Source organism: Curtobacterium sp. PsM8, assembly GCF_030433875.1.
Classification (GTDB): Bacteria; Actinomycetota; Actinomycetes; order Actinomycetales; family Microbacteriaceae; genus Curtobacterium.
Window position 1 is genome coordinate 83,754 of sequence record NZ_JARUXD010000002.1, and the last position, 11,554, is coordinate 95,307.

The following is an 11,554-nucleotide window of genomic DNA, read 5'->3' on the forward strand; positions in this document are numbered from 1 at the left end:
CGACTGTTGACCAGGGCTTTCGTGTTCCACACCATGTGTGGAGAACTCGGCTTCAAGTGGGAGTCGAAGGTTCCCGTTCGAAGCCTCCACTGTGCAGAACCGACTTGACAAACGCCCTCAGCGTCCCGTTCCACTCGGCTGGCTCCCAGGTGGGCAGAGCGGGGCCGGACGTAACCAGCCAACCGTGTTTCGGGTGCCGGACCTGCTCAGCCGGCACGCGCCTCCAGGACGTCACCGACACCCGCCGACACGCCGTCATCCGCAGAAGGCACGGCAGCAGAAGACACGGTGACGGACGGCTCCGCGACGGACGGTCCGGCGGCAGACGGCACGGCGACCGACCCGGTCCGGGTCGCCGCCGTGACCATCGGCACCTGCACGGTCGAGGCGATGCCCGTCCCCAGGTGCACGAGCGCCGTGCCGGGCTGCACCCGCGACGAGATCGACGACCGCGAGATCCGCACACCCACCAGGTCACCGGCGAGCGTGTCCTGCGGCGACAGCAGCGCCCCACGACGGTTCTTCTTCGCGTCCACCTGCCACCCACCGAACCCGGCGGCCAGCCCGGTCGTGTTCCCGCCGAGCACCAGCCCCTGCCCGTTGTCGGCCAACCCGCGCACGAAGGTGCGGAGCTCGGCCTTCGCGGAGCAGTCGATGAGCAGCTCGCCGTCGTCGACGACCAGGACGACCCCGGGCCGGCCGAGCAGGTCCTCGACGTCCGACGCCGAGACGTCGTCGCCCGTGACGGTCGCCAGGACGCCGGGCAGACCGGCCAGGTCGCGCACGGCTCCCGGCCGGGGTGCGAACACCACGATCGGCGTCCCGCCGGCCAGCAGCGAGCGCGCCATCGCGGCGACCATCGTCGAACGCCCGGCCCGCGAGGGACCGGCGACGATGAAGGTGCCGCCGCCCTCGCGCAGGTCCACGGTCTGCAGCGACATGTCGTCGCCACCGATGCCGGTGACGGCGACCATCGACGCCGGTGCGGGCGCTCCGTCGAGCTCAAGCGCGCCGTCGAGGTCCAGGTCCTTCGGCAGCGCATCGACGCGGAACGGCCGGATCCGGGGGAGTCCGAGCGTCTCCTCGTCGGCCCGGACCCGCCGTGCGAGCGCCTGGACGGCGGCCGTCTGCCCCTGGCCCGACACGTCCTCACCCAGGGTCGCGAACTGCAGCTCGGTCCCGCTGTCGGCACGGAAGCCGCGCCCCGGTGGGATGGTCGCCGGCAGCTGTCGGTGGTTGATCCCGCCGAGCGAGTAGTCCAGTCGGTCGGTCAGGCGCATCACGATCTTGTCGTCGGTCAGTGTCGACATCCGCGACGTCAGCAGCGTGCGGTCGCCGGAGATGACGACGTGGATGCCCGCACCGGTGCCGTCGCGCAGCAACGACTGGATCGCCTCGGTGAGGGACCCGCCGTCGACCTCGCCGAGCGTGGTGGTGAAGTTCTCCCACCGGTCGACCAGGACCAGCACGTGCGGAAGGCGGTCCGCCTCGGCGGCCAGCATCCGCTGCTCGGTGATGTTCGCGGCCCCGGCCGCGGCGATCACGTCGTGTCGTCGCGCCATCTCACGGGTCAAGCGTTCGATCAGCCTGGAGGCACGCTCCACCTGGGTGCGCTGGGCGACGGCCCCGCAGTGGGGCAGGGACTGCAACGACGCCAGGGCGCCGTTGCCACAGTCGACGACGTAGAGGTGCAGGTCGCTGGAGGCGATGGACCCGGCCGCGGAGGCGGCGAGCGTGCGGAGCGCCTGGGACCTTCCGGACCCCGGCGCGCCAACGACGTAGAGGTGGCCGAAGCGCTCGAGGTCGACGGTCGCGGCACGCTGCTGCTGGGTGTCGGGCAGGTCCTCCAGACCCCAGGCGAAGCTGAGTCCCGAACCCCCGTCGGGGGTCACCGTCACGTCAGCAGAGGCATCGACGCCGGTAGCGGCTCCGCCGACGCTCGCGGAAGCCACGGCGGACAGGGGGAGCAGCTCGGGCAGCGGCGGCAGCCACGGCGAGTGCAGCGGTCCGATGCCCATCTGCTCGCGGGCGTCCCGCATCGCCCTGACCAGGACGGACAGGTCGGTCGCTGCCGAACCCGGACCGGACTTCGACGGGCGCTCGGGCGGCGACATCGCGAAGTCCCGCCACTCCAGGACCCGGACGAACGGCAGGACGGCACTCGCGTCCGCTTCACCGGCCCACCGACCACCGACGCGGGCGGACTGGAACGGCACGACCGACGAGTGACCCAGGCGGGCGTATGCCCGTCCGGGCACGCTCTTCGGGATACGTGCCGCATCAGCCACGTCGATGACGTCGGTGCTCTCGCCGCCGTCCGTCATGCGGAGGGCGACGCGCAGGTTCGTGTTCGCGCGGATGTCCGGACCGACCACGCCACCGGGACGCTGGGTGGCCAGGATCAGGTGCACGCCGAGGGACCGACCGCGCTGGGCGATGCCGATCAGCCCGGCGACGAAGTCGGGCAGCTCGGTGACCATGGCCGCGAACTCGTCGATCACCAGGACCAGTCGGGGCATCTGCTCGCCGGAGCCACCGCGGGCCAGGTGTGCCTCGTGGTCCTCGATGTCCTTCGCCCCGGACGCCGCCAGGATGTGCTCGCGCCGGGTCAGTTCGGCGCGGAGCGACCGCAGGGCCCGCTCGACCAGGTGCTGGTCCAGGTCCGTGACCAGGCCGACGGTGTGCGGCAGGTCCGACGCGACACTGAAGGCCGCACCGCCCTTGTAGTCGACGAGCACGAAGGTCATCCGGTCCGGACGGTTCGCCGCCGCCAGCGAGGCCACCAGGGTCTGCAGGAACTCGGACTTGCCCGACCCGGTGGTGCCGGCGACGAGCCCGTGGGGACCGTCCCGCACCAGGTCGAGCGCGAACGGCCCGTCGATGCCGACCCCGACGATGGCCGAGGTGGTGGGGGAGCCGGACCGCCAGCGCGAGGCCATCACGGACCCGCTCGGCTGCGGCAGGTCGAGCACGTCGAGCAGCCGGGCGCTGTCCGGCACCAGGCCGTCGCCGTCCGAGCCGGAGGTGTCGCGCAGCGGCGAGAGCGCGCGGGCGACCTCGTCGAACCAGTCGTCCTCGATGCGGTCGGCCAGCACGAGGTCGACCGGCGCGGACATCTGGCGGCGGAGGACCAGCTGCGTCGGCGAGCGGTGCAGCACGGTGGCGACGCACTCCTCGGGGAGCTGCCACTCTTCTTCGTCGATGCAGATGAGCCGGATGCCCAGGGCCGGTCCGTCACGGAGCAGTCCGACGACGCCGGGCATCGCACGGAGTCGGCGTGCACCGTCGAGCACGACGACGATCTCGGGCGAGAACCGACGCCGGCTGTTGACGTTCTTCTGTCGTTCGGCCCGACGCTCGGCCAGGATCTGCGTCAGTTCGGCCAGGCGGCGGCCGATGGTCTCGGCGTCCGACCCGACCAGGGCCAACGCCTCCTGCCCGTCCGTCGGTCGCACGTGGGGGAGCCACACGGTCCACGCCCAGTCCGGCACGGCCGACTGCGCGGTCAGCACGACGAACTGCACCTCGCGCGGGGACTGCGTGACGGCGAGCTGGCCGAGCAGCCAGCGGCCGATCGAGCGGGGCCAGGTGCCGGGTCCGGCGATGCCGACGACGCCGACCTCGGCGAGCGGCACCGTGACGGGCACGCCCCGGGTCCAGCGGGGTTCCTGGTCCAGGCGGTCCTGGTCGCGGTCGTCCTCGACGGTGACGGTGGAAGGCAGGTCCCCGATGCCGACCCGCACGTGCAGGTGGTCGGCGTCCGTCGGTCGGCGCTCCCACAGGCGGCGGGTCGGGGTCGTCGCGGTGATCCGCAGTGCGGCCGCGTCGAGCGAGTCCTCCCGACGCTGGTCGCGTTCGGCCAGGACGGCTCCGGCCACCGCGTCCTCGATCGCCCGCACTCGGTCGGCGTGGTCGGCGAGGGCCTTGCGGTGGCTCTTCTTGCCGGTCTTCCGTGCGGTGATCGTCTGCCCGATCACCATGATCGGCGTCATGAACGCGAACAGCAGGTAGAACGGCGAGTGGAAGACGGTCGCCATCACGATGCCGAACATCGCCGGCACGAACACCATGATCCACGGCAGTGCGGACCGCTGCGGCGGCACGGGCGGCTTCGGGATCCGGAACGACGTCGGACGCAGTGGCGGCAGCAGGCGGGGCGGCCGGTTGAAGTCGAGCTGGCCGGAGTCCGGCGGACGCAGCAGCATCCGGTCGACCACGGCCACCGGGCGGACGGTCAGCGCCGTCTCGGCGACCCGGAGGACCGCGCCCGGCTCCCACGCGGTCCACTCGTCGCCGACGTGTTCGCCGTCGACGGTGACCTCGGGCAGCGCGGACGGGTCGGTGTCGGGGTGGCCGGCGGCGGGGTCGAGCGCCCCGGGCAGCAGCGCACCCGGCGGCAGGGACCCGAGGGCGGCCGGGGCCAGGCCAGCGGGCGGCACGGCAGCGGGCGGCACCGCACCCGGCTGCACCGCACCGGGCGGCACCACAGCGGAGTCCCCGGACGTGCCGGCACCCTCCGGAGTGTCCCCGACGACCGCCGGGTCCGGCGACGACTCGGCCACGAAGGCCGGGGCGAGGCGGACGGTGACGGTCCCGTCGAAGGCGATCCGTGCCTCCAGGCCGGACAGCCCCGCCGTCTCGGAACCGGTGAGCGTCTCGCTGTCCGGGGTGAACGCCAGGCGCACGGTCCCGACGCCGACCCGGACGCACCGGCCCGCGCCGACGCCACCGGCGACGAGCAGGTCGACCAGGCCCCGTCCGGCACCGGTGTCGGCATCGGCGCCGATGTGCAGGACAGCGCCGTCTACCAGGCCGCTGTCGGCGAAGCGTACGTCGGCGTCACCGGCCTCGGCGGGCAGGGGTGTCCCGCCGGTCCGACGCGACAACGCGTCGACGACGGAGCGCATGGTGGCGGATCCGGGTGCGTCGATGAGGACGTCCGAGCGCACGCCCGTGACGTCATCGACGACGGTGACGACGACCTGCATCAGGCGCCGGCCGTCTGTGCCGGAGCGGTCTCGATCGGCGCTGCGGTCGGGGCGGCCTCGTCGACGACCGGCTCGGACAGCCCCAGGTCCATCCACCGGACCGACCCGAGTTCCGCCGAGGTCGAGGTACCGTCACGACGGCACTCCAGGGTCCAGCGGGCGAGCGGGCTCGGCTGCAGCGCGATGACGGCCCAGCGGCCGCTCGGCCGCTCGAGCAGCCGCACCAGTTCACGACCGTCCGTACCGCCCGGCAAACTCTGGACGACCAGGAGGCCCGGGGTCGCGTCCGCCGCGACGGTCGCCACCGCCTCGGCCACCGACACGGAGGCCACGGTCCCGAACTCGTCGCCACGGACGCCGACCGTCAGCACCGGGGTCGTGCGCGACCACGGGTCGGTGCGGACCTGGTCGACGACCCGGCGGGCGATCGCGGTGCGGGCAGCACGGTCCCCGCCCAGGGCGACGACCCCGCCGACCGCGGCCAGGTCGACCAGGACGCTGCCGTCCTGGTCGGTGCCGAGGCCGACGACCGTCGCGAACCGGACCGAGGCGTCCTCGGTCAGCGCGACGGCCTGGAGCGCCTGCATCGGTGCCGACCACGAGTGCCCGTCCGGGGTCGCGGCCCACGGCTCCGGCGGGGCGACGGTGGGGGCGGTCAGGTCGAGCCGCACGGTCGGGCCGATCGACGCCCGGACGAAGCCGGGGAACACGACGCCGGCCGTCCGGCACGAGGCCTCGACGCTCCGGAGCACGCGGTCGAGCGCCCACGCGGTGGCGTCGTCACGGCGGACCCGGTCGGCCCAGGCGATGGCGTCCGTCGCGGTCCGGCGGCGGAGCGCGACGATCACCGGCACCACGAAGGCCAGGGTCGCGACGAACAGCAGGGCCGCGCAGGTGAGCACCAGGTGGGACGCCGGGTGCAGGAAGTCCCAGGTCATGCCGTGCCACCGATCTCGGCCAGACGGAGCTCGAGCGGGGTCGGCTCGGCGTCGGGGACGTCGGTCCAGCGGAACGTGGTCATCATCGCGTCGAACAGCATCACCAGGGCGTCGGTGATCCGCTCGTCGGTACCGATGTCCCGGGTTTCGGCACCGGGCCCGGTCGCGTCCTGGTCCGCCGGGGCGCTGATCGCCGAGAACGACATCACCACCCAGCGGCCCGGACGGTGCGGCACCGGGATCGTGTAGACCACCTGACGGTCGTCGACCGCGGGCAGCTCGCCCGCCACCTCGTCCGGCACGGCCCGGCGGAGCTGCGTCTCGGTGCGGGCCGCGATGCCGCCGTCGACCTGGCGGAGGCCCGGGTCCTGCTGGTCGTGCCGGTCCGGCAGGGCGTCGGCGAGCAGCTCGGCGATGACCTCCTCCGGCGCCTGGTCGGACTCGTCGTCGACCTCGCTCTCGATGATCGACACCGGCGGGGTGAACCCGTCGACGGGCTGCACCGGCAGGTAGACCGCGGTCGCGCCGTTGTCGCCCGCCTCGACGACGGTCGACATCAGGCGCTTCTGCATCTCCTGGCGGAGCGGTTCGGCACGGTCGCGCGGCAGCGAGTCCGGAAGTGCGCGGGCGATGACCTCGCGGACCGTGGCGGCGAGGACCGGCCGGTCCTCCTCACGTGCGGGCAGGCGGGCCCATCCCGGCGGGACGACCATCAGGAACGACGAGATCGGGGCGGTCATGCGGACACCTCGTTCCGGACGCGGCCGACCAGGGCGACGACCTCGGGAGCGAAGACCGGCACGACGTCGAGCTCCCGCGTCCGCCACAGCACCCGGGTGTCCACACCGTCCTGCCGTCGGACGGCGCACACCGTGGCCCAGATCACACCCTCGTCGTCCACGTCGAAGCGCGTCACGACCGGGCCCTCGCCGCCGACGTCCTCGGGCAGCTCGTCGACCGCCGGGGGATCCGACGGAGCGCCACCGGTCGCGCCGGCCAGCTCGAGCAGGTCCGGGCCGGACTCGTCCGCCACCCCGACCGAGACGATCACCGGCAGCGGCCACCGGTTCGGCACGGTCAGGGCCGCGACCAGACGCTCGTCGCCGTCGAGCGAGGCGCGGAACTCCAGCAGGGTGTCGACGGCGTGTTCCGGGTCCACCGACGGACCGTCGGCGAACAGCCGGTCGGGACCCTGCGCCTCCCGGTCGATGTCCGCGACCGCGTCGAACAGCGCCAGCACGTCGGCCCGCCAGGCGGGCGTCAGCTCGTCGGCGCCGGGGACCACCAGCCACTCCGGGGCGTCGACGTCGATCGTCGAGGTCAGGACGGGTACAGCGCTCATGGATTGGCTCTCAGATCGTGATCGGGTGCTTGAACTCGCCGTAGGACTCGGTCCACGGGCGCTGCTGGTCGTTGCCGATCATGGTGGGGTTGATGACGAGGCCGGTGATCGACCACGCCTTGCCCTGCGCACTCATGCCGCCGTTGACCCAGGTGTGCCACTTCGGCGCCGATGACCCGACGCCGGCGAAGCCGCGCGCACCCAGCCACTTGTCGATGTCCGCGCGGTTCAGCTGCCCGTCGATGCCGGCCAGACGTTCCGCCCACCCATCGAAGCCCCTCTTCGTGAACAGATCGGAACCGAACTGTTTCGAGATGGTGCTCCAGTCGTTCTTCGCGGTGGTGCCGACCTGGCGCAGGTTCCACCAGTTCGGGTTGTCCGGGAACTTGCTCGTGAAGGCCCCGATGGCCCGGTCGACGTCCTTCATGTTCGCGGCGATCAGGTCATCGGCGCCGCGGACGAGCCCCGCTTCCTTCGCGATCTGCGTCTCGGCGGACTTGATGCCGCCCTGCAGCGCACCCTTCTGCTCGACCAGGGGCTCGAGGTTCCGCCGGAGCTGGTCGGAGATGGTCTTCGCCGCGCCGAGGCCCTTCGTCCCGACGTCCCGGAGCGCGTTCTGGGTGAAGCCGGACATCGCACCGTCGACGTGCTGCACCGCTCCGGTCTTGCCGCCGATCTGGGTCTTCAGGCTGTTGATCCGCTGGATCGCGTCGGATCGGAACTCCTTGAGGGGCGCCAGACGCTCGCCGAGCTTGGCGGTCATCGAGGTCTTGCCGGCCTTGAGCCCGCTCTTCACGGCGACGGACGTGGCCTTCGTGATGCCCGACCCGATCCCCAGCGTGGCGACGCCGACGACGGCCATCACCAGGTCGAAGACGTTACCCTCGCCCAATGCGACGAGCCCGAGCTGGGCGACCAGCCCCACGCCGGCGGCGACCGCACCCATGATCGCCAGGACGCCGACGCCCGGGATCAGGATCGCCAGCGCCGCCAGGGCGATGCCGATGTAGGTGAAGATCTTGACGATCAGCTTGAGCAGCTTCGAGAAGAACGCCTTGATCTTGTCGCCGAGCGTGTCGTGCAGTCCGTCGTGCCACGACGCCCGGATCGTCGCGGCGGCCGCCTTGCCCGCGGCCGTGATGCCGTCGAGCGCCCGGTGCAGTCGGGCCTTCGCCGCGTCGGCGTCACCCTGGGCGGCGGACGATGCCCGGCCCTTGGCGCTGACGGCGTCCTGCTCCTCGGTCGTCATCGGCGGGGCGTCCTGCGCGCGGTCCTTCGACGGGTCGGACATCGACGCGGCGCGGGTGCCGGCGGCGTCGGCCTCCTCGGCGTCCTGCAGTGCAGCGGCACTCTCGTCGAGGGCGTGCTGCAGTTCGGGCAGGTACGCCGTCAGGGCGTCCCGGATGGCGTCGTAGCGGCCGGACATCTTCGTCAGCGAGGCGGCGACCTCCTTGCTCTTCTTCCGCACGGCGTCGGCCGTCGCGCCCTTGAACTGCGCGTCGTCGCCGTCACCGATGCGCCGGAGCACGTCGGCTTCCGAGGTGATCTCGTCGGCGATGGTCTTGTAGTACGTGACCAGTTCCTGCACCACGGGGACGTCGGCGACGACCGGGTCGGACGACTGGTCGAGCAGGGCCCAGTTCCCGCCGCGGGCCGGCATCAGGCACCACCGTCGGTCGGGTGGGACTCCGTGGTGAGCTTCTCGGAGAGGTCGTGTTCGAGGTCGGTGAAGTGCTCGGTCGCCTTCTGCATCTTCTCGTGCAGGTCCTTCACGGCGCCCTTCATCTTGTTGCGGTGGATCTTCCAGTCGCCGGAGAAGTCGTGCATCGCCTTCTGCACGTCGTGCTGGCCGTAGACGTCGCTGAGCGCCCGGTCGTCGGACTTCTGGTGTTCGAGTTCGTCGGAGATGTGCTGCAGCTTGGTGGCCGAGTCCTCGAGGACGGCCGAGGTGATGATGAGGTCTGCCATGGTGCTCCCGATCAGTCGTGCCGGAGGTGAACGGGTCGGGGCCCCACCGAACGGCGGGGCCCCGGTCCGGAAGCGGACTACTTGATCGCGTTCGCCAGCTCGGAGTCCGTCTGCTGCAGGGCCTCGGCGGCCTTGTTCAGGTACGTGGACATGCCCTCGAGACCCTCGATGGTCTTCGTGGCACCGTCGTTGAACTCCTGGTACGAGTTGCCGAACGCGACCGAGGACTGGTCGGTCACGTAGCCGCCGGAGATGAGCGAGTCCACGAGGGACTTCAGCTCACGGAGCTTCGAGGTGATGTCCTGCTCGCCGTTGACCAGACGGGTCGCGGCATCCTGCATCTCGCCGTAGGTGACGTTCAAGTTGGGCATTGCGTGCTCCTGTCAGTCGCATCGCACCCGGTGTCGCTCGGTCGGGTGCGCCCCCCGGATGAGGGACTGCCGAGAGGTTATTCCGGGTCGGTACGACCCGGCGGGGTACGTTTCCGCACCACCGTGCGATCGGCTGCTACACACCGATGTGCACATTCCAGCATGCCGGTCCGGCCGGCCTGGAGGATCGGGGGCGCGTCCGCAACGCCCGTCGCGCAGAATTGTCATGTCACCCGACAAACAATCTTCTCGTCCTCGGCGTGTCGCCCCGGTACGAAAAGCGCACGGGTCCTCCCAACGGAGGACCCGCGCCCGGCTCAGAACCCGTGCGTGAGGGTCTTCGCCGCCTCGTTGTACCCGGGCAGACGCTGCTGGTCGGTGCCGAAGCCGGTCGGCTTCAGGCCCTGGCCGTACACGATCGTGTTGCCCCAGCTCGCGACCACCCGGCCGCCGGAGGCCCACTTGTGCCAGGCCGGCGTCGTCGCGATCTCGACGCCGTACTTCGACCACATCTCCTTCTGCATGGCCGTCATCTCGTGGTGACGGTCGACGCTGAACAGCCGCTCGGCACGCCAGTCGCCGCGCTTGAACACGTCGGCGATCTTCACCTTGTCCTCGGCCCAGAGCGTCTTGTTCGGGTGCCACCAGTTCGGCTTCTCGCGGAACTTGCCGATGCTGGTCAGGCTCTTCGCGTTGCCCAGCGCCTTCTGGGTCTCCGCGATCTCCTTCTGCACCGCACGCAGTGACGCCAGCCGCTCGGGGAAGCCCTTCGCGCCGTACCGCGGGTTGAACGCCCGCTCGAGCGCCGCCGACCGAGCCGTGCCGAGCTTCTCGAGCGAGGCGGTCGCGTTCTTCTGGAAGCCCACCGAGCTCTTCGCGATGCCCGCGGTCTTCATCGTCGACACGGCCTTCGTCAGCGCACCACCGGCACCGACGAGCACGAGTCCGACGGCCGAGGTGATGACGTCCAGCCACGAGCCCTCACCCATGCCGGCCAGGGTGATGTTCGCCACCAGGACCACGGACGCTGCCACCGCCGCCATGAACGTGAACATCCCGACGCCCGGGATGAGGATCGCCAGGGCAGCCAGCGCGATGCCGATGTAGGTGAAGATCTTGACCAGGATCTTCAGCAGCTTCGAGAAGAACGCCTTGATCTTGTCGCCGAGGGTGTCGTGCAGCCCGTCGTCCCAGGCCGCGCGGATCGTCGTCGCAGCGGCCTTGCCGGCACCGTTCAGCGCGTCGACCGAGCGACGCAGGCGAGCGGTCGCGGCGTCGGCGTCGGCCTTCGCACCCTCCACCGCCCGGTGCTTCGCGTCGATCTGGCCCTGCTCGTCGCTCGTGATCGCCGGTGCGTCCGAGGCCCGGTTCTGCGACGGGTCGGGCATCGAGCCAGCCCGGCTGCCGGACGCCTGGGCGTTCTCGGCGTCCTGCAGCGCGGCCGCGGACTCGGCGAGCCCCCGCTCGAGTTCCGGCAGGTACCCCTTCAGCGCGTCCCGGATCGCGTCGTAGCGTCCGGAGAGCTTCGTGAGGGAACCGGCCACCTCGCCGCTCTTCTTGCGGACCGCGTCGGCCGTCGCGCCCTCGAACTGGCTGTCGTCGCCGTCGCCGATGCTCTTGAGGACCGCGGCCTCGGACGTGATCTCCTGCGCCATGGTCGAGTAGTAGGTCACGAGCTCCTGCACGACGGAGACGTCGGCCACCATCGGGTCCGACGCTTCGCCGACGAGGGCCCAGTTGCCACCACGGGCGGGCATCAGGCGGCCCCGCCGTCGGTCGGCTGAGACTCGGTCGTCAGCTTCTCGGTCAGGTCGTGCTCGAGGTCGGTGAAGTTCTCGGTCGCCTTCTGCATCTTCTCGTGCAGGTCCTTCACGGCGCCCTTCATCTTGTTCCGGTGGATCTTCCAGTCGCCGGAGAAGTCGTGCATCGCCTTCTGCACGTCGTGCT

General features: G+C 71.4%; 9 protein-coding genes. All 9 read right to left on the minus strand.

The genetic code is table 11. The features are described from left to right. Positions 1-206 precede the first annotated feature (206 nt). Positions 207-4,988 (minus strand): FtsK/SpoIIIE domain-containing protein, encoded by a 4,782-nt coding sequence (locus QCD68_RS00870; protein WP_301221677.1) that lies wholly within the window; start codon positions 4,986-4,988, stop codon positions 207-209. Next, a complete protein-coding gene (locus QCD68_RS00875; protein ID WP_301221678.1) occupies positions 4,988-5,926 on the minus strand; it encodes a hypothetical protein in 939 nt (312 codons plus the stop codon). Before QCD68_RS00875 ends, QCD68_RS00870 begins: the two co-directional genes overlap by 1 nt. Further along, positions 5,923-6,666: a hypothetical protein gene (locus QCD68_RS00880; protein WP_301221679.1), complete on the minus strand. Its 744-nt coding sequence runs from the start codon at positions 6,664-6,666 to the stop codon at positions 5,923-5,925. Before QCD68_RS00880 ends, QCD68_RS00875 begins: the two co-directional genes overlap by 4 nt. Then, complete coding sequence (locus QCD68_RS00885; protein ID WP_290157098.1) at positions 6,663-7,268, minus strand: hypothetical protein; 606 nt, start codon at positions 7,266-7,268, stop codon at positions 6,663-6,665. The genes QCD68_RS00880 and QCD68_RS00885 overlap by 4 nt, the downstream gene beginning before the upstream one ends. 10 nt (positions 7,269-7,278) lie before the next feature. After that, positions 7,279-8,928, minus strand: a complete 1,650-nt coding sequence (locus QCD68_RS00890; RefSeq protein ID WP_301221680.1) for a hypothetical protein — start codon at positions 8,926-8,928, stop codon at positions 7,279-7,281. Continuing rightward, entirely contained in the window at positions 8,928-9,236 is a 309-nt protein-coding gene (locus QCD68_RS00895; RefSeq protein ID WP_204606491.1) for a hypothetical protein, read from the minus strand. The genes QCD68_RS00890 and QCD68_RS00895 overlap by 1 nt, the downstream gene beginning before the upstream one ends. A gap of 77 nt (positions 9,237-9,313) precedes the next feature. Next, positions 9,314-9,607, minus strand: a complete 294-nt coding sequence (locus tag QCD68_RS00900) for a WXG100 family type VII secretion target (protein ID WP_111075297.1) — start codon at positions 9,605-9,607, stop codon at positions 9,314-9,316. Between the two features lie 317 nt (positions 9,608-9,924). Next, a complete protein-coding gene (locus tag QCD68_RS00905; protein WP_301221681.1) occupies positions 9,925-11,364 on the minus strand; it encodes a hypothetical protein in 1,440 nt (479 codons plus the stop codon). Further along, the coding region (locus QCD68_RS00910; protein WP_441005160.1) for a hypothetical protein at positions 11,364-11,554 on the minus strand (191 nt) is incomplete at its 5' end. The genes QCD68_RS00905 and QCD68_RS00910, both read right to left, overlap by 1 nt.

Coding starts and splice junctions, on each gene's coding strand:
- QCD68_RS00890 (WP_301221680.1), bottom strand. CDS start 8,928: ATGCCGGCCCGCGGCGGGAACTGGGCCCTGCTCGACCAGTCGTCCGAC.
- QCD68_RS00870 (WP_301221677.1), bottom strand. CDS start 4,988: ATGCAGGTCGTCGTCACCGTCGTCGATGACGTCACGGGCGTGCGCTCG.
- QCD68_RS00895 (WP_204606491.1), bottom strand. CDS start 9,236: ATGGCAGACCTCATCATCACCTCGGCCGTCCTCGAGGACTCGGCCACC.
- QCD68_RS00885 (WP_290157098.1), bottom strand. CDS start 7,268: ATGAGCGCTGTACCCGTCCTGACCTCGACGATCGACGTCGACGCCCCG.
- QCD68_RS00900 (WP_111075297.1), bottom strand. CDS start 9,607: ATGCCCAACTTGAACGTCACCTACGGCGAGATGCAGGATGCCGCGACC.
- QCD68_RS00905 (WP_301221681.1), bottom strand. CDS start 11,364: ATGCCCGCCCGTGGTGGCAACTGGGCCCTCGTCGGCGAAGCGTCGGAC.
- QCD68_RS00875 (WP_301221678.1), bottom strand. CDS start 5,926: ATGACCTGGGACTTCCTGCACCCGGCGTCCCACCTGGTGCTCACCTGC.
- QCD68_RS00880 (WP_301221679.1), bottom strand. CDS start 6,666: ATGACCGCCCCGATCTCGTCGTTCCTGATGGTCGTCCCGCCGGGATGG.